This window comes from Pseudomonas fluorescens (genome assembly GCF_018614655.1).
Lineage (GTDB): Bacteria > Pseudomonadota > Gammaproteobacteria > Pseudomonadales > Pseudomonadaceae > Aquipseudomonas > Aquipseudomonas fluorescens_BX.
Genome location: NZ_JAGGOG010000013.1, coordinates 69314 through 91490, shown reverse-complemented (window position 1 = coordinate 91490; position 22177 = coordinate 69314). Strand labels below are relative to the sequence as shown.

The 22177-nt window shown below is 60.1% G+C and carries 17 protein-coding genes and 1 pseudogene; 10 read left to right on the top strand and 8 right to left on the bottom strand.

Annotated features, from left to right (window positions below):
• Nucleotide 1 precedes the first annotated feature (1 nt).
• The 3 genes from J7E41_RS12500 to J7E41_RS12490 all read right to left on the bottom strand — a co-directional run bounded on the left by J7E41_RS12500 (nt 2) and on the right by J7E41_RS12490 (nt 3698).
• Nucleotides 2-2002, bottom strand: a complete 2001-nt coding sequence (locus tag J7E41_RS12500) for a peptidase U32 family protein (RefSeq protein ID WP_214993296.1) — start codon at nt 2000-2002, stop codon at nt 2-4.
• A 67-nt stretch (nt 2003-2069) separates the two neighbouring features.
• The gene (locus tag J7E41_RS12495; protein ID WP_214993294.1) at nt 2070-2450 is read right to left on the bottom strand and encodes a RidA family protein; all 381 of its coding nucleotides are present in this window, start codon (nt 2448-2450) and stop codon (nt 2070-2072) included.
• Between the two features lie 201 nt (nt 2451-2651).
• On the bottom strand, nt 2652-3698 hold the full coding sequence (locus J7E41_RS12490) for a hypothetical protein (RefSeq protein WP_214993292.1): 1047 nt from the start codon (nt 3696-3698) through the stop codon (nt 2652-2654).
• Nucleotides 3699-3937: 239 nt separating this feature from the next.
• Between J7E41_RS12490 and J7E41_RS12485 the strand changes: the two genes are divergently transcribed.
• The 7 genes from J7E41_RS12485 to J7E41_RS12455 are packed head-to-tail and all read left to right on the top strand — an operon-like array spanning nt 3938 to nt 12165.
• Entirely contained in the window at nt 3938-6115 is a 2178-nt protein-coding gene (locus J7E41_RS12485; RefSeq protein WP_214993289.1) for a type VI secretion system Vgr family protein, read from the top strand.
• 17 nt (nt 6116-6132) lie between these two features.
• The gene (locus tag J7E41_RS12480) at nt 6133-6579 is read left to right on the top strand and encodes a DUF6484 domain-containing protein (RefSeq protein ID WP_214993288.1); all 447 of its coding nucleotides are present in this window, start codon (nt 6133-6135) and stop codon (nt 6577-6579) included.
• A 15-nt stretch (nt 6580-6594) separates the two neighbouring features.
• Nucleotides 6595-7707, top strand: coding sequence for a DUF2169 family type VI secretion system accessory protein (locus tag J7E41_RS12475; RefSeq protein WP_214993287.1), 1113 nt, complete (start codon nt 6595-6597; stop codon nt 7705-7707).
• Nucleotides 7704-8744, top strand: a complete 1041-nt coding sequence (locus tag J7E41_RS12470) for a beta-ketoacyl synthase N-terminal-like domain-containing protein (RefSeq protein WP_214993667.1) — start codon at nt 7704-7706, stop codon at nt 8742-8744. The genes J7E41_RS12475 and J7E41_RS12470 overlap by 4 nt, the downstream gene beginning before the upstream one ends.
• Nucleotides 8744-9934: a PAAR-like domain-containing protein gene (locus tag J7E41_RS12465; RefSeq protein WP_214993286.1), complete on the top strand. Its 1191-nt coding sequence runs from the start codon at nt 8744-8746 to the stop codon at nt 9932-9934. Before J7E41_RS12470 ends, J7E41_RS12465 begins: the two co-directional genes overlap by 1 nt.
• Before the next feature lie 23 nt (nt 9935-9957).
• Nucleotides 9958-10881, top strand: a complete 924-nt coding sequence (locus J7E41_RS12460) for a hypothetical protein (RefSeq protein WP_251029473.1) — start codon at nt 9958-9960, stop codon at nt 10879-10881.
• A 24-nt stretch (nt 10882-10905) separates the two neighbouring features.
• The gene (locus tag J7E41_RS12455; protein ID WP_214993284.1) at nt 10906-12165 is read left to right on the top strand and encodes a TIGR02270 family protein; all 1260 of its coding nucleotides are present in this window, start codon (nt 10906-10908) and stop codon (nt 12163-12165) included.
• 23 nt (nt 12166-12188) lie between these two features.
• Here J7E41_RS12455 and J7E41_RS28520 read toward each other — a convergent pair.
• A pseudogene (locus J7E41_RS28520) lies at nt 12189-12293 on the bottom strand (hypothetical protein); the annotation flags it as partial.
• Nucleotides 12294-12513: 220 nt separating this feature from the next.
• Between J7E41_RS28520 and J7E41_RS12450 the strand changes: the two are divergent.
• From J7E41_RS12450 to J7E41_RS12440, 3 genes are read left to right on the top strand one after another with little or no spacing between them, the layout of a single operon-like run.
• The gene (locus J7E41_RS12450) at nt 12514-14070 is read left to right on the top strand and encodes an efflux transporter outer membrane subunit (RefSeq protein ID WP_214993283.1); all 1557 of its coding nucleotides are present in this window, start codon (nt 12514-12516) and stop codon (nt 14068-14070) included.
• 29 nt (nt 14071-14099) lie between these two features.
• Nucleotides 14100-15284, top strand: a complete 1185-nt coding sequence (locus tag J7E41_RS12445) for an efflux RND transporter periplasmic adaptor subunit (protein ID WP_214993282.1) — start codon at nt 14100-14102, stop codon at nt 15282-15284.
• A gap of 8 nt (nt 15285-15292) precedes the next feature.
• The gene (locus J7E41_RS12440; protein ID WP_214993281.1) at nt 15293-18355 is read left to right on the top strand and encodes an efflux RND transporter permease subunit; all 3063 of its coding nucleotides are present in this window, start codon (nt 15293-15295) and stop codon (nt 18353-18355) included.
• Between the two features lie 216 nt (nt 18356-18571).
• On the opposite strand, the gene J7E41_RS12435 is transcribed toward J7E41_RS12440, so the two are convergent.
• The 4 genes from J7E41_RS12435 to J7E41_RS12420 are packed head-to-tail and all read right to left on the bottom strand — an operon-like array spanning nt 18572 to nt 22041.
• Complete coding sequence (locus J7E41_RS12435; protein WP_214993279.1) at nt 18572-19159, bottom strand: PqiC family protein; 588 nt, start codon at nt 19157-19159, stop codon at nt 18572-18574.
• 5 nt (nt 19160-19164) lie between these two features.
• Nucleotides 19165-20829 (bottom strand): intermembrane transport protein PqiB, encoded by a 1665-nt coding sequence (locus tag J7E41_RS12430; protein WP_214993277.1) that lies wholly within the window; start codon nt 20827-20829, stop codon nt 19165-19167.
• Nucleotides 20822-21436 (bottom strand): paraquat-inducible protein A, encoded by a 615-nt coding sequence (locus J7E41_RS12425; RefSeq protein ID WP_214993275.1) that lies wholly within the window; start codon nt 21434-21436, stop codon nt 20822-20824. The genes J7E41_RS12430 and J7E41_RS12425 overlap by 8 nt, the downstream gene beginning before the upstream one ends.
• Entirely contained in the window at nt 21433-22041 is a 609-nt protein-coding gene (locus J7E41_RS12420; protein WP_214993274.1) for a paraquat-inducible protein A, read from the bottom strand. The genes J7E41_RS12425 and J7E41_RS12420 overlap by 4 nt, the downstream gene beginning before the upstream one ends.
• Nucleotides 22042-22177 lie beyond the last annotated feature (136 nt).

The following is a 22177-nucleotide window of genomic DNA, read 5'->3' as shown; positions in this document are numbered from 1 at the left end:
TTCAGTGGGTACCGCGAGGAATGGTCTTGAGCAGGTCGGCCGGGCTGATGTGGCCCACCACCTGCTGCACGCCGCTACCCGGCAGCGGAAGGCCAAGGATATGGCCCTTGATCTTGCCCACCACGTGCATCTCGCACGGCTTGCAGTCGAACTTCAGCGTCAGCACTTCATCGCCGTGAATCAACTGCATCGGTGCGACCTTGGTGCGTACACCAGTGACACCCTTGGCCTGCTTGGGGCACAGGTTGAAGGAGAAACGCAGGCAGTGCTTGGTGATCATCACCGGCACTTCGCCGGTTTCTTCATGAGCCTCAAAGGCCGCATCAATCAGCTTGACGCCGTGACGGTGATAGAACTCCCGGGCCTTCTGGTTGTAGACGTTGGCCAGGAACGACAGGTGCGCTTCCGGGTACACCGGTGGTGGCGTGGTTTCAGCTTTGCGGCCACCCCGTGGATGGGCCTGGATGCGGGCAACCGTCAGCGCCTCAATCACTTCACGGCGCAGGGCCTTGAGTTGTGAGTTAGGAATGAAGAAGGCCTGCGGTGCATCCAGCTCGATCGCCGTGGCGTGGTATTGAGTGGTGCCCAACTGCCCCAACAGGTCGTGCAATTGCTCAAGGGCCTGTTCCGGCTTGTTGGCCACGCCGAACGGACCGTCCAGGGCGACGCTGGCGCTGACGCCTTCCTCGCTGGTGGCGGTCAGTTCCAGACGCTCTTCGCGCAGACGGGCGACCCATGACAGGCCGATTCGACGCTCGGCGGAGGTCTTGAGCAAGGCCTGTTGCCAGTTGTGATCCAGGTTGCGGTTCAACGGGTGATTCGGTCGCAGGCTGTGGAGCCCGGCCGGCATTTCGTTGGGCTCGACACGGTAACGGTAGCGTTTCTCACCGTCCTCCTCGAACTCGCCTTTAGGCTCGGCGATGTTGGCACGGAACCCGACGACTTCACGCTTGACCAGCACATTGAGGCCGTCGCCATTGGACAGCGGTTCGTGGGTTACCACCAGCAGGTCACGCTTGCCGGCTTTCTCCACCACACCCACCGGCAGGCCGGTGAAGGTTGGGGTGTCGAAGGCGCCGATGTCGATCTTGCGATCGCTGACGAAGTAGTCGGTGCTGCCCCGGTGGAAGGTTTTTTCCGGGTCGGGCAGGAAGAAGTGTGCGGTACGGCCGCTGGACGCACGGGCCAAGTCCGGGCGATCTTCAAGGATTTCGTCCAGGCGCTGACGATAATAGGCGGTGATGTTCTTCACATAGCCCATGTCCTTGTAGCGGCCTTCGATCTTGAACGAACGCACGCCTGCATCCACCAGCGCACGCAAGTTGGCGCTCTGGTTGTTGTCTTTCATCGACAGCAAGTGCTTTTCGAAGGCGACAACGCGGCCCTGGTCATCCTTGAGGGTGTAGGGCAGGCGGCAGGCCTGGGAGCAGTCGCCACGGTTGGCGCTGCGACCGTTCTGGGCGTGGGAGATGTTGCATTGGCCGGAGAAGGCTACACACAGCGCACCGTGGATAAAGAACTCGATGGCGGCATCGGTCTCGTCGGCAATCGCGCGGATTTCCTGCAGGTTCAGCTCGCGGGCCAATACCAGTTGGGAGAAACCCGCCTGATCGAGAAACTTCGCCCGGCCCAGGGTGCGGATGTCGGTCTGGGTGCTGGCGTGCAACTCGATCGGCGGGATGTCCAGCTCCATCACCCCCAGGTCCTGGACGATCAGCGCATCGACGCCAGCGTCATACAACTGGTGGATCAGCTTGCGGGCCGGCTCCAGCTCGTTGTCGTGCAGGATCGTGTTGATGGTGGTGAACACTCGGGCGTGATAGCGACGGGCGAACTCCACCAATTGAGCGATATCACTCACCTCGTTACTGGCGTTGTGGCGGGCGCCGAAGCTCGGGCCACCAATGTACACGGCGTCGGCGCCATGCAGGATGGCTTCGCGGGCAATGGCCACGTCACGGGCGGGGCTGAGCAATTCCAGGTGATGCTTGGGCAGAGACATAGTTTTTTTAGTCAGGCTTGTCACGGAAGAGCGCATTGTAGCCGTGAATTGCCTGACCGGCACCTGTTCAGCCTTTGGCCGCCATCGCGGTGACTTCCACACGCATGCCTTCCACCGCCAGCGCCGCAACGCCAACCGCCGCGCGTACCGGCCAGGGCTTGGCGAAGTAGCGTTTGTAGACTTCGTTGAAGGCGGCGCGGTCGGCCATATCGGTGAGGTAGATGGTCAGGTGCATGACCCGATCGATGGAACTGCCGGCACGTTCCAGGGCCACTTTGAGGGCTTGCAGGGTGCATTCGCTTTGCAGAGTGATGTCGCCCAGCTCAAGACTGCCGTCGGCGCGGGTAGGGATCTGGGTGGAAACTAGGATGCCGTTGAACCCGATGACGTCGGAGGAAATGGAGTCCGGATCGAGGTCGGGGGTGAAGGCCAGGTCTTGGTTTGGCATGGAAAATCTCTTGGTTGATGGAGCGGGGGGCTTGGTAAAGGCAGGATCATACTCAATTGCGGTCGTTCTGATCGACATAGCCGCGGCGTCAGCGTCGATGGCATGGCTGCCAACAACGCCATTATGTTGTTTTTTATAACTAAACTAAACAGTCATTTAGTTTAGTTAATCCATAACCGCATTCAGAGTAGGAGGGCAGTGTTAACCAAATGCCAAAGTGGCAGCATTTAACGCGCTATCGACAGCACTAAGTAGTTGCTGATGATCAATTTCGCGTTTGTCATGATGATGACGGCGTTGCATTACGCGTTCAATCGCATAGCGATCGACGTTCAACCAGTAAGGGTCATCAACATGTTCGGCATGTACCACCTTTGCGGCATATTTACCGGCTTCACCATCAGCTTTCAGATGGTGGAAAACACTGCAGAAATCTACCAGCTTTTTGTCTTTGGTGGCTATCCAGCAGTCTTGTGGAACTCCGTCGAGTCCGTTCTGATCCGTTATATTAGCGGCATGCAGGAGGCGGATATCAGAGGCTCCGTTGAAGGCAATCGCCTTTACATCCGCCACGGTTGTCGGCAGTTTCTCTTCACCCGTCTTGAGGAAGTTGTTTCTGACCTTGCGCCGTAACTCAATGGTTTCCCGGGAATGTGCGTCGGGCTCTGCGAAGCAGTATTTGGCGATTTCGATTTCAGTGGCACTCAGAATATCGACATGCGCCTCAAGGTTGTCGATAAACCATTTGAACTTATCGAAGGGCTTCAACTTCATTCGATCAGCAACGTTCAGATAAATCAGACTGGCATACGGTACCGCAAGTGTAACCTTGGCGTCTGACGCCAAGTCGTCATAACCGTAATCTTCTTTTTTGCCTTGGAACACGGTGTGAACTGCATTCGGCGTATCGATGAACTGGGGAAGATGTTGGGCGCAGAAAAGCTCATAAGCGTCACTTGCTTGACGTGCCAGCTCTGGAGGCATTTCGCTAAGGGCCAATCCAGGTGACAAGCAAACACTTTGAGGCGGGCAACGATGCAATAGCTTCACTAGATTATGCAGGCCTTGTTTTTTGACAGACGCCCATTTGTTGCCATGCTTGACGACTTTTTCCATGCTGATGAGCATGTTGGTGTCCAGCGAGATAGTCGTTTCGACATTCGCCGATTTGTTACGGGCAATGTGAACGGGATCGAGCGTCGACTCAGTGATACGGCTGGCTTTGATGAACAGGGTTCTGGCTTCCATGATGAATCCTTGGTTGGGTTCTGCATTCCTGGTTTCTACCAGGGCAAGTCTACCTGACGTAGGCCTGTCGCTTTAATATGATGCTACGCATAATGTATATTATGTTAAATCATGTATTACGCTAGATCCTGAATACGCTTACCTAACCGCCCATCCCCCCATGAATCACTACCGAGCATTTGATTCTGCGGCCAGATACGCTAAAACCTCTAGGTGCTACGCCAACTTGGAAGGCTGATATGGCAATAACGCAAAACAATCGTTGGGTTCAGGTCAACAGTCCACTCGGCGGCGATGTCCTGCTGCTGCAGAGTATGGCTGGCAGTGAAGAGCTGGGGCGCTTGTTCCATTATGAGTTGGACCTCACCTCCGAAGACCAGGCGATCAAATTCGACCAGTTGCTGGGCAAGCCGATGGGCCTGACCCTGGAACTTTTCGAGGGCGGCCAACGCTACTTTCACGGCATTGTCGGCAGTTGCCGACAACTGACCGGCCATGGCCAGTTCGCAGGTTATCGGGTCAGCCTGCGGCCCTGGTTCTGGCTGCTCACGCGTACCTCGGATTGCCGGATTTTCCAGAACAAGACGGTGCCGGACATCATCAAGCAGGTATTTCGCGACCTCGGTTTCTCCGACTTCGAAGACAGCCTGAGCGGTAGCTACCGCGAGTGGGAATATTGCGTGCAGTACCGCGAAACCAGCTTCGACTTCGTCAGCCGGTTGATGGAGCAGGAAGGCATCTATTATTACTTTCGCCATGAGAATGCACGTCACGTTCTGGTGTTGGCCGACGCCTATGGCGCCCATTCAACAGCGGCAGACTACGCCTCGGTGCCCTTCTTTCCCCCTGATCGGCAAATGCGCGAACGCGATCATTTCTACGATTGGCAACTGGCGCGGGAAGTACAATCCGGTTCGCTGGCGCTGAACGACTATGACTTCCAGCGCCCACGCGCCAGCCTTGATGTGCGCTCCAGTGTGCCGCGCAACCACAGCAACGGCGACTACCCGCTCTACGACTATCCCGGTGAATACGTACAAAGCAACGATGGCGAGCACTACGCGCGCACCCGCATTGAAGCCATTCATAGCCAGTTCGAGCGCGTGCAGTTGCGCGGCTGCGCCCGTGGCCTGGGCTCCGGCCATTTGTTCAGACTGACGGGCTACGACCGTGAGGACCAGAACCGCGAATACCTGGTGGTGGTCGCACGCTATCAGATCCGCCAGGAACTCTATGAAAGCGGGCACTTGGAACTGGCCGAACAGTTCATCAGCGAGCTGGACTGCATGGATGCCAGCCAGGCCTTCCGTCCCCTCCCCCTGACCCCCATGACCATCGTTCGCGGGCCGCAGACAGCCGTGGTGGTCGGCCCCGGTGGCGAGGAGATCTGGACCGACCAGTATGGCCGGGTCAAAGTGCATTTCCACTGGGATCGCCATGACCAATCCAACGAAAACAGCTCCTGCTGGATTCGTGTGTCCCAGGCCTGGGCCGGCAAGAACTGGGGGGCCATGCAGATCCCGCGGATCGGTCAGGAAGTGATCGTCAGTTTCCTCGAAGGCGACCCGGATCGGCCGATCATCACCGGCCGTGTCTACAACGCCGAACAGACCGTGCCCTACAAGCTGCCGGCCAATGCCACCCAGAGCGGAGTGAAAAGCCGCTCAAGCAAAGACGGCTCACCGGCCAACTTCAATGAAATCCGCATGGAGGACAAAAAAGGCGCGGAGCAACTGTTTATCCACGCCGAGAAGAACCAGGACATTGAGGTCGAGAACGACGAGACCCACTGGGTCGGCCATGACCGCAGCAAGACCATCGACAACGACGAAACCGTACACGTCAAACACGACCGCACAGAAACGGTGGACAACAACGAAACCATCTCCATCGGCGTGAACCGTACCGAGGATGTGGGCAATAACGAGAAAATCACCATCGGTGTCAATCGCACTGAGGATGTGGGCAGCAACGAGACCATCACCATCGGTGCGAACCGCACGGAAAAGGTCGGCGCCAATGAAAAGATCACCATCGTCAGTAACCGCACCGAAGAGGTAGGTGGCAACGAGACTATCGGCATCACCGGCAACCGGAACGAAACGGTCAAAGGCAACGAAGGGATCGAGATCAACGGCAATCAGAGTACCCAGATTGGCCAGAACGAATCCCGTGACGTCGATCGGAACCGAACCACAAGCATCAAGCAGAATGACAGCCTGGACGTTGGCAAGCACTTCGCCCTCACCGCCGGCGACTCCATTACCCTGACCACGGGCGCGTCCAGCATCACCATGAAGAAGGACGGCTCCATCACGATTCGCGGCAAGAACATCATCATCGACGGTTCCGGGGCCATTAACATCAAGGCTAACAAGAACGTGGTGATCAAAGGGCAGAAGATCCTGCAGAACTAGGACATGGAGGTATGTATATGACGGTTCAGTACCCGCTACCCACTCAGGCCCGCATTGACGGGGTCGTTATCGGCACCCTGCTCGACCTGCCGCATGCCGGCGCGCCCACGGTCACCTACCCAGGCTGCCCGAACAGCAGCGGCATCGTCGCTCGTTGCACCGCGCGGCTAAGCCCGACGGATATCGGCAGCCCGGTGGCGCTCATGTTCGAAGACGGCGACCCGATCCGCCCACTGGTGATCGGTCTTCTGCTTGGCGCACAGGCTGCACCTGTTCCCGTCGCGAGCGTGCGGCTGGATGAGCAGTGCCTGGAGTTGAGCGCCGAACGCGAGATCGTGCTGCGTTGCGGCAAAGCGAGCATCACCCTGACCCGCGCGGGCAAAGTGATTATCCAGGGCGCCTACTTGTCCAGCCGTTCCAGCGGGGTCAACCGCATCAAGGGCGGCTCGGTGCAGATCAACTAGACAGGTATTCGGCCTATGGAACTGCTCAACGCCAGCCAATTGGTTGCGGCCTATACCCTGGGCATGGATCGCGATGGCCGCGAATCCCTGGTCGTGGTGGCCAAAGGTACGTTCACTCTAGCGCTGGACGGCCGCGCCCTGACCCTCGCTGACAGTCAGCAACCGCTACTGATGGCCGACACCTTTCTCGGCGAACCGGGCCTCAGCGCCCCTTTGCAGGAAATGGACTTCGCCCCGGTCAAGCCCTTCTGCGATGTGTTGGTGTGTGGCAAAGCCTATGCGCCCGGCGGGCGGCCCGTGACGCAGTTGACTGCGGGTATTCGCGTTGGTCGGGTGAGCAAGGCTTTTTCCGTCCTGGGGCCGAGGCAGTGGCAATTGGGACTATTGGGTGTGTCTCCCGGCGTGCCGCAGCCTTTTACCGAACAGAACATCACCTATGCCCAGGCCTATGGTGGGTCCCATCCAATGGTGAACGCCCCCGAAATGCGTGACGGTTACCTGGACAACCCAAGCGGTTGCGGCTGGTATCCGCGCAGCCTTGATAAGGCGTACATCGTCGGCAGGCCTATGCCGAACACCGAGGAGTTGGGCAAACCCATCGACAACCCCTCTGGTGACTTCCGCCCTATGGCCCTAGGCCCCATCGGTCGTAGCTGGCCGCAACGCGCCCGCTTCGCCGGTACCTACGACGAAGCCTGGAAAGCCGATTGCTTTCCGTTTCTGCCAGCGGATTTCGATACCCGCTACTATCAGGCAGCCCCTGACGATCAGCAGGTCGATTACCTGCGCGGCGGCGAGGAAGTGCTACTGCTAAACCTCACCTCCCGGGAACGAGCAGGCTTTCGTATCCCTGAAATGGAGGTGCCGGTGACCTTCTTCCTGAAAAAAGGCGGCCATGAGACGGTGTCGGCGGTGATCGACACCCTGCTGATCGACACAGACGCTCGCCAGGTGCAATTGACTTGGCGTATCTCCCGTCCGCTACGGCGCAACATGTTCGAGATTGCCCAGGTGCTGGTCGGCACGATGTCCACGGGTTGGTGGCGCGCCCGTGAACTGGGCAAGGATTACTACCCGTCGCTGCGCGCCCTGGTAAACGCCAAGCGTGCCCCGGAGGAAACGCACTGATGAGTGCTCTGTGCATCATCGGCTCCGGCATGGTCAGCGCTGTCGGCCTCAGCGCACCGGCGAGCTGCGCGGCGATCCGCTGCGCCATCGACAACTTCCAGGAAACCCGTTTTATCGACCGCGGCGGCGAATGGCTGATTGCCGCCAGCGTGCCGCTGGAACAGCCCTGGCGCGGCCGCACCAAGTTGATCAAGATGGCCGCCCGGGCTATCGCCGAGGCCCTGCAAAGCACCCCCAACGTCGATCCGGAAAAAACTCCGCTGCTGCTGGGGCTGGCAGAGCCCGAGCGCCCCGGCCGCCTCGAAGGTCTCGATAAAGGGCTGCTGCACGCCATCGAAGACGAACTGGGCCTGCGCTTTCATCCCGCCTCTAATATCATCGCCCGTGGCAGAGTCAGCGCTGCCGTGGCCCTGCATGACGCGCGCGCACTGATCTACCAGGGACGCCATCGCCACGTGCTGATTGCCGGCGTCGATTCCTTCCTTAACGGACCGACGCTGACCGCGTTCGAGCAACGCGAACGCCTGCTCACCAGTCAGAACTCCAACGGTTTTATCCCCGGTGAAGGTGCTGCAGCCGTGGTGCTGGCCGCCCCCGTTGCCAATGAAAAGCCGCAATTGGCCTGCATCGGTCTGGGTTTCGGCCTGGAACAAGCCACGGTGGAGGCTGAGAATATCCCCCTACGCGCGGACGGTCTGACCCAGGCCGTCCGCGCAGCCCTGAGCGAAGCCGGCTGTGGGCTGGAGCAGATGGATTATCGTCTGACGGATATTTCCGGCGAACAGTATTACTTCAAGGAAGCCTCCCTGGCCCTGAGCCGCAACCTGCGGGTACGCAAAGAGTTCTTCCATCTCTGGCATCCGGCCGACTGCATCGGCGAAGTCGGCGCCGCCATCGGCCCGGCGATGCTCGCTGTGGCATTGGCGGCCAGCCGTAAGGGCTACGGCGAAGGACCGAATATTTTTTGCCACCTGGGCAACGACGCCGGCCAACGCGCCGTCGCACTGCTCAGTTACCAGACCGTGAGGGCTGCCTGATGGCCAACCAAGTATTTGCCAACAATATGGAAGTGTCCTGCAAATCGGCCGACGGCAAGTCGATCGCCTGCTTTCCGGATGTCTGCTTCACCCCGCCCGTGGCCCCGCCCACCCCGCTGGGTGTGCCCATCCCCTACCCCAACACCGGGATGGCCAAGGACACGACCAAGGGCAGTCGGACGGTAAAGATCAGCGGCAAGGAAGTCATGCTCAAGGATAAGAGCTACTTCAAGACGAGCTATGGGGATGAGGCTGGCAATGCGCCGAAAAAGGGGGTTGTCACCAGCAAGATCAAGGGCAAGGTGTATTTCACCTCCTGGTCGATGGATGTGAAATACGAAGGCAAGAACGTCGTCCGGCACATGGACCTGACCACCCACAATCATGCCTCCCAACCGGGTAATACCATGCCCTGGACCTATACGGACCGAATGGCACTCGCCAAGGATTTGGCCCAATGCGAGGGAGAACGAGACCGGGCGAAAGACGCTTGCGGAGACACCAAGCAGAAAATGATCTGCCCGGATATCAGCAAGCTACAGGCCGCGAGCAAAGCCCGCAAAGCGGCTAAAGACGCGGCAGGTAACGGGTTTAAAGACCATCCGGCCTATCTGGGCAAACACGCCGAAGTCCAGGGTGAGTATTCGTCTCTGGCCGAGACCATCAACAACGACCCTTGCCAAAGGGCAATGCGCTGTTTTCTCGCGCCGTTCAAACCCAACAGATGTTGCCCCGGACAAACCGGTGACCACCTGATCGACTCGGCGTCCTTTACCGAAGGGCCGGCCTTTCCCGGCCAACCCAGAAGCAAGCACCCGACCAAAGCTGGCTGGAGCAAATACCAGACCAACAAAGCCCCGGTGATGTGCGCAGAGGGGCCCAATCAAACCACCGCCACCCACGGCCAGATGCATACGCGGCGTGGGGTGGTGGCCTTGCAGGAAGCCGATGCAAAAGGTGAGTGGCCAAGGGCCAAGGCCACGCAGACTGGAGCCTTGGCGGCCAAGAAAACCTTTCCGGACTCCGACTGCAGTCAGGAGTGTCTGGAAGCTCAGTTGAACAAGTATCACGACAAAGTAAAGGATCCAGGCAAGGAAAAACCGATCAATGCCTGCGCGTCGATGACCAGCAATCAAGACGAGCGCGATAGGGCTAAGGTCGAGATGTACCCTAAAAGCCGTCGCCGTTAATTAACTCACATCAGGAGACCAACATGGATTCTCAAGACCCGCGATTCAGTGGACTCAGCATTGGTACTGGAATCATCCGCTACTCAGATCTCAGTTACTTGATTACCACAAACGACATCTCTATCAGCGAAGGTTATACAGGTTCGATACTGTTCACTCTGGATGAGGGAACCTGGTACGCCGACACAGTGCCCTGGCTTGCCTGTTCCGGAACGGTCTGCCATGTGCCAGTCGAACGTTATGTGATGCTGGGCACGGATGGATCGGTAGAAGCCAGTGGTGGCGGCACTGTACTGGAAGAATCCATCGCCAACTGCGGCGTAGACCCAAAAAAACGCGGCCCCCTGCGCGAAATCCGTGGCATCGCCAAAGGTCGAGCCTATGCCGTAGGCACCTGCCGACAAGCCTATCTTCGTGAAGACGAAGACCAATGGAGATGCATCGACCAAAGCGCCCAGGTCGGTGACACCCCGATCACCGACACCAGCTTTGAGTCCATCGACGGGTTCAGCGAACAGGAAATCTACACCGTCGGTTGGGAAGGCGAAATCTGGCAGTACGACGGCGCCCGCTTCACCCAGCAGAACAGCCCCACCAACCTGGCGCTCTACAAGGTTCGCTGTGCGCCGGACGGTTTTACCTATGCTTGCGGCCAGCTCGGGACCTTGCTTCGGGGACGCCATGATCAATGGGAAATGATCGAGCATGAAAGCACCCGAGAAGACCTTTGGGGCATGGAGGTGTTCGATGGACAGCTATACGTGTCCTCCACTCATTTCGTCTACCGGCTCGAGGACGGCAAGCTCAAGCCCGTCGATTTCGGCGACGACGTTCCGCTGACCTGTTATCACCTGAGTACGGCCGACGGGATCATGTGGTCCATCGGGCCCAAGGATGTCATGCAGTTCGATGGTTCGACCTGGACGCGGTGCCTGCGAATTGACTAACTCATGCATCAGGATCGGTGTCTGATGAACACACTCCCCATCGTGCTTGACCTGCATGCCGAAGAGGCCGGCTTTCTTACCGTGCTACGCGACTACGCATTGCGCGCGCCGCATTACGATCTGGACGAACTCGGCAAACTGGAAGACCGTATCGACGCTCATCTCGATGGCCTGCGTATCGCCGGCCCCGCAGGCCTGGAGACCCTGCTGGCCCAGCTCGGCCCACACACGGTTGGCGAGATGTTCGCCAGTGTGGTCCTGGCCTTCGAGGCACACAGTACGAACGTGTTGTCGCAACTCAGCGAACACGTGAGAAGCGCCGCGGAAACGGAGCGCGGTTATCTGATGGCCTTGGGGTGGCTCGACTGGGAGTGGGTATCGCCCTGGATCGACCGCATGCTCGCCTCCCCCAAGCCCTTGTTCCGCCGGCTTGGCCTTGCCGCCTGCGGTATGCATCGTCACGACCCGGGCCCTGCCCTGCTGACCGAACTGTCGCAAGCCGACCCCAACGTGCTGGCGCGTGCCGCCCGTACGGCCGGCGAACTGCGCCGGCATGACCTGATGCCGACCCTTCGTGCCCACCGTATACATCAAGATGCGGCCACGCGCTTTTGGGTCAATTGGGCCACCGCGCAGATGGGCGATGAGTATGCCCTGGAGCCACTGCGACAGTTCGCCGAGCAACCGGGCGAGTTCCAGTACCGTGCGCTCTGTGTCCTGTTGGCCTGGCAAGAGCGCGAACGCAGCATTGCCTGGATACACCTGTTGATACAGAACCCTGAGCAGCGGCGCCTCGGCATCCAGGCCATTGGGCTGCTGGGCGATCCCGTCGGCGTGCCGTGGCTGATCCAGCAGATGAGCGACCTGCCTTATGCCCGCGTCGCCGGCGAGGCCTTCAGCCTGATTTGCGGCGTTGACCTGGCGCAGCTTAATCTGGAATTGCAGCACCTTCCGGATTTCGATGCGGGCCCGAACGACGACGCCGAGGACTCCAATGTCGTCATGGACCCCGATGAGAACCTGCCCTGGCCTGACCCGCAGCCCATCGCGGTCTGGTGGCAGACCCATGGAGGCGATTTCCAGGCGGGCGTCGGCTATATGCTGGGGCTGCGGCAGAGCGAAAGCTGTTTCAGGCAAGCACTTACCCTGGGCCAGCAACGCCAGCGTATTGCTGCCGCCTACGGCATTGCCCGCTTTCGGCCGACCGAAGTGCTTTTCCCCACCAGCGCACCGGTCAGGCGGCAAAAGAAGTTGCTGGGGGAAGCTGTGCAATTCGGGCGATAAACTGCCGGCTCGTAGACGCGACCTCAACACACCTCAATATGCGAGTCCGTGCGGGGTTCAGTCCCGCCGCATAACACGCCCGTTTCAGGATCACGCAGGATGATCTGGCCTCGCCCGTAGCGGGTCAGGTTGCAGGCTACAGAGTGCTGGATAGTGCGAAGCCCGGCAAAAGACCTGCCAGGCAACATTTCCTCTATTGGCGATAAACCAACTCATGAATTAACGTTCAACCCACGCATCCACCCGGCTTGAACCCTGCTGCCATCTCTTCCCTTTATGGAGGACCGGCCAATGCCCTTGCTTTCACTACTCAACAAAGAAGTTAACTAACTGATTAACAGAGTAAATATGAAAGAGCATGTTCCGGTCAGCCTACTGTGCCTTGTTGTACTCGCGGGTTGTACCGTGGGGCCGAACTTTACCCGCCCCGATGTTCCTGCCGGCGCCGACTACTCTCGGGAAAAACTGCCCACCACGGCTTCGGCGGATGTGGCCGCAGGCGGCGCAGCGCAGAAGCTGGTCGCCGGCATGGACATTCCCGGGCAATGGTGGACGCTGTTCCGCTCACCGGCACTTAATGCATTGGTCGAAGAGGCACTGCGGGCCAACCCGGATGTAAGCGCGGCCCAAGCGGCGCTGCGCCAGGCCAACGAGCTGGTGTATGCCGACCAGGCCTCGCTGTTTCCGTCGGTGAGCGGCTCGGCATCGAAAACCCGGGAGAAGATATCGGGGATCACTACGGGCGCTCCGTCGTCACCGATTCTGACCGTTAACTCAGCGTCGCTGAGCGTTTCCTACGCTCCGGACGTGTTCGGTGGAACCCGTCGCCAGATCGAGTCATCCACCGCACAGGCCGAGTACGAGCGCTTCCAGCTGGAGGCCACTTACCTCACGCTGACCTCGAATGTGGTCAATACCGCCGTGAGCCTGGCGTCGGTGCGTGATCAAGTGGCGGCCACCGAGGAAATCATTCGCCTCCAGAGCGATCAGCTCGACGTCCTGCAATCCCAGCGACGGCTGGGTGCGATTGCCGATACCGATGTGCTTACCCAAGAAACCGCACTGGCACAAACCCGCGCGACCTTGCCGCCCCTGCAGAAACAGCTGGCGCAGACCCGTAACCAGTTGATGGCCTATCTCGGTCGGTTTCCCAATCAGGATCGGGGTGAGCGCTTCGTTCTGGCCTCCCTGCATTTGCCGGAAGAACTGCCGGTCAGCCTGCCCTCGGCAATCGTAGGTCAGCGCCCCGATGTACGTTCCGCGCAAGCGCAGCTGCATCAGGCCAGCGCCAATATTGGGGTGGCCATCGCCAATCAGTTGCCGCAATTCAGCATCACCGGCTCCCTGGGCTCCACGGTCGCGAGCGGGACCAAACTGTTTTCATCCGGCAGCGGAGTCTGGAGCCTAGCCGGCTCGATCACCCAGCCCATCTTTGACGCCGGGGCACTTGAGCATCGCAAACGCGCCGCCGTGGCCGCTTATGACGAGTCGGCTGCCCGTTATCGCAGCACCGTGGTGGCCGCCTTCCAAGACGTGGCCAACGCGCTGCGGGCGCTGGAAGCCGATGCCGATGCGCTCAATCAGCAGGTGGCCGCCGAACGCTCCGCTCAAGCGAGTCTGGCCCTGGTGCAGGCGCAGTTCCGTCTCGGTGCGGTGGCGTACATCAATCTGCTCACGGCCCAACAAACCTACCAGAACACCGTGGTCACACGCGTCCAGGCACAGGCTGCCCGCTACAGCGATACCGCTGCGCTCTTCCAGGCGTTGGGCGGCGGTTGGTGGAACCGTACCGATGTAGATCCAGCCACGGCGGGCAAGCCTGACCGTTTTGGCCTGCCCTCCTGGCAGGAGGTCATGCCGGCCCACAGAAAGGATGCCTCTGCCGATACGCCGCAGTTCAACTGACTTGAACCCTTTCAACAGTGAGAACACCCATGGCTGACGTCAACACTGACTCTCCCCTGCCCCCACAACCGGCTGCGCCCAAGCGTCGCCTGTGGCGGCCAATGATCCTGATGATCGTGGTGGTGCTGGTGATCGTCGCGATTATCGTCGGGGTCAAGTTCACCCAGATCTCGGCGTTGATAGCACAATCCAAAATCGCCCTGCCCGCCGCGGTGGTCACAGCCATGCCCGCGCAGTTCGCCGACTGGCAACCGAGTGTCTCCGCCGTGGGGTCGATTAAAGCGGTGCGCGGGGTCGACGTCACCACGGAGGTGGGCGGTATCGTCCGCACCCTGGGCTTCAAGCCCGGGCAGCAAGTCCCGGCCCAGGCACTACTCGTTCAGTTGAATGCCGACTCGGACATCGCCCAACTGCATTCCCTTGAGGCCACGGCTGATCTGGCGGTGATCGTGCTCAAGCGCGACAAGGCCCAACTGGCGGTGAACGCCGTGTCCCAAGCGCAAGTGGACACCGACAGCGCCGACCTGAAAGCCAAACTCGCGGCCGCAGAGCAACAGCGGGCGCTGGTGGAGAAAAAAACCATTCGTGCACCGTTTGCCGGACGTATCGGGATCACCAGCGTCAACCCCGGCCAATACCTCAACCCCGGTGACAAAATCTCCACGCTGCAAACCTTCGACCCGATCTATATCGACTTCACCGTGCCGCAAACCCAACTGGAGGCGATCAGCATCGGTCAGGCGGTCGCAGTGACGGCGGACGGCCTGTCCAATCAGACCTTTGCCGGCAAGATCACCACTGTCGACACCCAATTCGACTCGACCACACGCAACGTCACGGTAGAAGCCACCGTCGAGAACCCCAGGCAAAGCCTGGTGCCGGGCATGTTTGCCCGCGCCGTGGTGCAGTCTGGCGCGACGCAACGCTACCTCACCGTTCCACAGACATCGGTCACCTACAACCCGTACGGGACCACCGTGTTCATCGCAACAACGACGAAGAACGACAAAGGTGAAGAGGTACTGACGGCGGCGCAAACGTTCATCAAGACCGGGCCGACCCGGGGTGACCAGGTCGCGATCCTGTCCGGCGTGAAGGAAGGCGACCACGTGATCACCAGTGGGCAGATGAAGCTCAAGAACGGCTCGCCGGTGCAGATTGATAACCGTGCCGCGCCCCTGAACGACGCCGCGCCGACTCCCCAAGAACACTAAGGTGTCTCATGAAACTTACCGATACCTTCATCCAGCGACCGGTCTGGGCCATCGTCGTCTCGCTGTTCATCTTGATCCTGGGGCTGCGCTCGATCTTCGAATTGCCGGTCAACCAATGGCCGCGCACTGAAAACACGGTCGTCACCATCACCACCACCTACTACGGTGCAGACGCGTCCACCGTTGCCGGCTTTATCACCCAGCCGCTGGAGTCGGCTATCGCTCAGGCACAAGGCATTGACTACCTGTCGTCCTCAAGCATTACCAGCGTGTCGACCATTACCGCGACGTTGCGCCTCAACTACGATGCCAGCAAAGCGCTGACCGAGATCAATACCCAGGTCAACTCAGTCAAGAACCAGTTGCCGGCACAAACCCAGGAGCCGGTCTTGACCATCGCGGTCGGGCAGACCACGGACGCCATGTACCTGGGTTTCTATAGCGACACACTGCCCACCAACAACATCACCGACTACCTGGTGCGGGTGGTCAAACCCAAACTGGATTCGATCCAGGGCGTGCAAACCGCCGAGATTCTCGGCGGGCGCCAGTTCGCGCTGCGTGCCTGGATGGACCCGGACAAGCTGGCGGCACATAACGTCACCGCGCAGGACGTTTCCGCCGCGTTGGCCAATAACAACTACCTGTCCGCCGTCGGCTCGACCCGAGGGCAAACGGTCACGGTGGATCTGACTGCCGGCACCGACTTGCACACAGTAGATGAATTCAAGCGGCTGGTGATCAAGCAGAAAGGCGATGCGCTGGTGTACCTGGAGGACGTGGCGATGGTCACCCTCGGTGCGGAAAGCTACGACAGCAGCGTGGCGTTCTCCGGCAAGCGCTCGGTGTTCATCGGGATCAAGGCGGCGCCCAATGCCAACATCCTGACCGTCGCCGATAACGTGCGCAAAGCCTTCCCCGAACTGCAATCCCAACTGCCGGCGGGTGTTCGCGGCGAGATCGTCTACGACTCCACTGAGTTCATCAATACCTCGATTTACGAGGTGGTGAAGACGCTTCTAGAGGCCATGGTGATTGTCTCGGTGGTCATCTACCTGTTCCTCGGCTCGTTCCGCGCGGTGATTGTGCCCCTGGTGGCGATCCCGCTGTCGCTGGTCGGGACATTCTTCATCATGTATTTGCTCGGCTACTCCATCAATTTGCTGACCTTGCTGGCACTGGTGTTGGCGATTGGGCTGGTGGTCGACGATGCGATTATTGTGGTCGAGAACGTCGACCGGCATATCAAGGAAGAAGGTAAAGGCGTGCTGGAGGCTGCTCTGATCGCGTCGCGGGAACTGGGCGGTCCGATCATCGCCATGACGGTGGTGTTGATCGCCGCGTATGTGCCCATCGGGCTGCGCAGCGGTCTCACGGGTGCGCTGTTCAAGGAATTCTGTTTCTCGTTGGCCGGTGCGGTGACCGTATCGGCCGTCGTGGCGTTGACCCTTTCGCCGATGATGACCTCGAAGCTGTTCAAGTCAGGTCAGGAAGAAGGCCGCTTCGCGCGCCGGCTCGACCAGTATTTCGACTGGCTGCGTGGTCGTTACCATCGGGTGTTGTCCGCCGGTTTGAACGTCTGGCCGGTGCTGGTGACCTTTGGCTTTATCCTGTTCCTGCTGGTGGCCGCCAGCGGCATGACCGCCAAAAGCGAGCTGTCGCCGACCGAGGACCAGGGGTTGGTGTTCATGCAGATCAAAGGCCCACCGACGGCCTCGCCCCAGCAGATGGAAAGGATCGCCGACCAGGCCTTCCAGATTGCCAAACAAGAGCCCGAATACGCACAGATGTTCCAACTGACGGGGCTGCCGGCGCTCAACCAGGGTCTGGGCGGCGTGTTGCTCAAGTCCTGGGGGGACCGGAGCCGATCGCAAGCCGACCTGATCAAGCAGCTCCAGCAGCAATGGAACCAGGTGCCCGGTGCGACGATCGCGGCCTTTCCACTGCCGTCGTTACCGGGTGCACAGGGCTTGCCGGTACAGTTTGTGATTACCACCACCGAGTCCATCGAGAACTTGAATGATGTGGCCCAGGCCGTGATGGCCGAGGCGCAAAAACAACAGCTGTTCTGGTTCTCCGACATGGATTTGAAACTCGACAAACCGCAAGCCAAGTTGGTGGTCGACCGGGAGAACATCGCCGCGCTTGGCATGACCCAGGCAGATGTCGGCGCGGCGCTGTCGGCGGCGTTGGGCGGCAACTACGTGAACTACTTCTCGACGGCCGGGCGCTCCTACAAAGTGATTCCCCAGGTGCTGCAGGTTGACCGTCTCAACCCTGAACAAATACTCGATTACTACATTCGCACCCCCTCAGGCGGGATGATTCCCGCGCGCACGGTGGCGCATATCGAGACCTCCACCCAGCCGGAGTCGATCAACCACTTCCAGCAACTCAATTCGGCCACCCTGTCGGGTGTCAGCGGCGTAGCCCAAGGCGAGCTCCTGGCGAAGCTGGAGACGATTCTGACTAACATCGCCCCGTCCGGGTACACCTCTGATTTCTCGGGAGAGTCCCGCCAGTTCATGCAGGAATCGGGCGGGTTCGTCGGCCTGCTCCTGTTCTCGATCCTTATCGTCTACCTGGCACTGGCCTTCCAGTTCGAGAGTTTCCGAGACCCGGTGGTGATCCTGTTCTCAGTGCCCCCGGCGCTCTTTGGCGCGCTGGCCTTCATCACCATGGGGTTCGCGTCCATCAACGTCTACACGCAGGTAGGCCTGGTGACGCTGCTTGGGCTGATCACCAAACACGGGATTCTGATCGTCCAGTTCGCCAACGAACTGCAACGTGCCGGCCACAGCAAGCGGGAGGCCATTGAAGAAGCCGCCGCGGTGCGTCTGCGCCCGATTCTGATGACCACCGCCGCCATGGTTCTGGGCGTGGTGCCACTGGTTTGGGCTAGTGGTGCCGGTGCTGCGGGGCGTCATGACATGGGCCTGGTGATCTTCGCCGGGTTGTCGATCGGCACCCTGTTGACGCTGTTCATGGTGCCGGCCATGTACCTGTTTATTGGCGAGACTCACCACCAGGAGCAAGAACAGCCGCTGCTTGACGAGCAGCCTGCAAGATAACCTTAAGAAAAACGACGTTTTCTGTAGCCGCTGGCGCAGCCTGCGATCGGCTGCGCAGCAGTCGCCAGGATCTTGAAACTGCCGAAGGTCCTTCGGCCCTTATCGCAGCCTCGTGCCTCGGCAGCGGCTACAACGGGCCAAATGTATGACCTGACAGGGTTCTTGCGTGGTGACGCGCAAGACGGTATCTACAGGACAACCTAACGCCAAAAAGCGTTAGCTCGGGCAAGCCCAGCTGTTGGCCGCCCGAGCGATCTGGCTGGCCAGTTGGCCAATGGCTTTCTGATGCGCCAGCACCAAGGCATCCATGCTCACCCCGGCCGGCTCGTGAATCACGCTGGCGCAGGTCAGGTTACGGCGTTTCTGGCCCTCGCTGCGCTGGCTCAAACTCCATACCACATCGATCAAGGCATACTGCCCCGGCAACGAGTCAAAACGGCGCACATCGGTTTGCAGCGACACTACCGGCTTGTCGGCGGACTTGGGCAGCCCTGCCAGATTACGGGTGCCCAGCTTCAACTCCAACTGCCCGGCCAAGGCGTCATGGAACTCGTCGGCGAGAGGCGCCCCCCAGCGTTCGGTCTCGAGGATCATCAGCCCACCGCTGCTCTGGCGCACCACCATCTGTGGCTGGTCGACCTGCACCGGCATGCGCACGCCCAGCATCTGGAACTGAAAGGCCGGCGCCGCCACGGTTTGTCGCTGTTCAGGCGCGGTGGGCACCAAGGTGTAGTAATGGGTCGGCGCCGAGCTGCAGGCCGCCAGGCCCAGAGTGGCCAGCAAGGCCAGGGAACGAAGGGTCATGGCGGTCATTCCTGATCAATTTCACGAGAGGTTGAAGGCGTCGGCGGGTAGGCATCCGGCTTGCCGTCCTTGAGACGGCCACGAATCAAGGCTTCCGGGTGGCGTCCGAGGAAGTCAGTGAGCACACGCACCGAGCGCGCCGTGCGCTGCACTTCATCCATGGCCTGGCCCAACTGCTGGCGCTGTGGCGAATCTTCGGCAAAGCTGTCGTTGGCCGTGGCCAGGGTCTTGCGAGTCTGTACCAGGGTGTCACGCATCTCTGGCAGTACCTGACCGTTGACGTTCGCCAGGGTCTTGTTCAACTGGCCGAGGCTGCCGTTGAGGTTGTCGGCAATCTGGTCGATCGGGATCTTGCTGAGCTTGTCGACGAAGGCCTGCAACTGCTCCTGCGCCTTGTCCAGGCTGCCGGGTACCGTAGGAATGAGCATTGGCCGTGCAGTCGCGTCGAAGGCGACTGGCTTGGCGTTGGGCACAAAGTTCATGGAAATGTACAACTGCCCCGTCAGCAGGTTCGCGCTGCGGGCCTGGGCGCGCAGGCCGTGCTTGACCATCTGCTCCATCAGTCGCGCGCCTTTGGCGTCATCGTCATCGCCCATCAGGGCCAACTTGTCGTGTGCCTTGCCCAGGCGGTTGGGATAGATGACCGCCCCGATTACCGTGGGAAAGGTCTCAGCCTTGGCGTCGTAGTCCAGGTCCACCGAGACCACACGACCCACGTTCACCCCCAGAAACTCCACCGCGGCGTTTACCGTCAGGCCACGCAGGGACTGGTCGAACCGCATCTGCACATAACGGCCTTCGCCGTCCGGCCGTGCCAGTGCGGTTTCCAGGTCATCGAACAGGGTGAACTCGGCGCGCTCATCGGCCAGGGACTTGTCGACGCTGTAGTTGGGTTCGATGAAGGCAACGCCGCCGGCCAGGATCGAAGCCACCGACTGGGTGTTCACCTTCAGGCCGTTGGCACCGAGGCTGACATCCACGCCGCTGGCGTTCCAGAATCGACTGTCCTTGCGCACATACTGATCGTTAGGGGCATTGACGAAAATATCGATGTCTACGCCTTTGCCGTCGCCGGCTAACTGATAGGACACCACCTGCCCGACCTGAATGCGCCGGTAGTAGACGGCGGAACCGATGTCCAGTGAGCCCAGGTCAGCAGTGTGCAGGGTGAAGCGCTTGCCTTTTTGTCCATAGGTGATGGCCGGCGGGTTTTCCAGGCCGACGAAGTTTTTTCCGGTTTCCTTGTCCTCGCCCGGGTCGGCGCCGATGAAGGCACCGGACAACAGCGTATCGACTCCCGACACTCCGCCGGCACCGATACGCGGGCGCACCACCCAGAAGCGCGTGTCGCGTGTGGTGAACGCCGCAGCGGACTGGTCCAGCTCGATGGTTGCGTCAATGTGGGCACGGTCGTCGCTCAAGGCGATCGCCGTGACCTTGCCGATCACTACGTTCTTGTACTTGACCTGAGTCTTGTTGGCCTCAAGCCCTTCGGCAGTGAGAAAGGTGACGACGATCTGCGGACCCACCGACATCGCCTTATGAACCACCATCGACAGGCCGATCAGGGCCGCCACGATGGGCACCAGCCAGACCAGTGAAACGTTGAAGCGTCGGCTCCGGACCTCAGGGCTCGAAGGCGTGGGGGTGGAGCGTGGGTGATCAGGCATCTTCAACCTCTGCGTCCCAGATAAGCCGGGGATCAAAACTCATGGCAGCCAACATCGTCAGTACCACAACCAAACCAAAAAACAGGATACCCAGGCGCGGCTCGATACTGCTCAGCGAGCGGAACTGCACCAGGGCCGCGATCAGCGCAACCACCAGTACATCGAGCATCGACCAGTAGCCGATCACCTCGATCAGGCGGTATAGCCTGGACCGCTCGCGCATGGCCCACCGGCTGCGCATCTGGCACGTCACCAGCAATGTACCCAGCACCAGGAACTTCAGGCACGGCACCGCAATGCTGGCGATAAAAATCAACAGGGCGATGTCCCAGGAACCGCTTTCCCAAAACTCGATCACCCCACTCATGATGGTGTTTTCACTGCCACTGCCGAACATGTCGGTGTACATCACAGGTAGCAGGTTAGCGGGGATATAGAAAATCAGGCTGGCCAGCAGCAACGCCCAAGTGCGCGCCAGGCTTTCCGGCTTGCGCCGGTGCACCGCTGAGTTGCAGCGTGGGCAGGTGTGGACGTCCTCGGCACAGGCCTGGCCGCAGGTATGGCACAGCGTCAGCTGGAGGTCGCGGGCATAGGGCGGCAGGCTCATGGGATGACCCCTTCAAGGTCGTGCCAGAGACGGCGAATACCCTTGCCGGAAATCAGGATGATCAGCACCGTCAGCATCGACAGCGCCCACAGGCCAAGACCAGGATGCACATCGAGCATCCCCCCAAGCTTGATGATCGCTACCAGGATGCCCAGCAGGCAGACCTCCAGCATGCTCCAGGGGCGCAGATGCTCCAGCGCCCGCATGCAGGCCTTGAAGCCGGGCGCGGCGACGCCCGCCACCGCAAAGCTCAGCACCCAACACAACAGGATGATTTGCAGCATCGGGGCCAGGATGATGGTCAGGCCGGCTACGGCCGCGATGACACTGATACGTCCCTGGGCAAGCGCCTCCACCGACTGCCACAACGTGGCCTCGTTGCCCAGGCCTTGCAGGCTGATGGACATCACCGGGAACGCGTTGGCAAAACAAAAGACAATCGCGGCACAGATGGAAAGCGCCAGCAGTTGTTGGGTGCTCAGGTGTCCGCCGCGATCGAGGACAGCACCACAACGCAGACAAAAAGCCTTCTGCCCACGCACCAGCGGTGTGGGCTGGTAAACGGAATCGCAGTGCTCGCAGATGATCCAGTCGGATTTATTCATGAGGTTCTTTGCGCGGATCGTGTCGAAGTAAGCAAGTAACATGCGATAGGTCGCAGGCATGCTACCAGATATGACGGTAACGACACGAGCCGCGCACTGCCCCTGTGGCGAGGGGGCTTGCCCCCGTTGGGCTGCG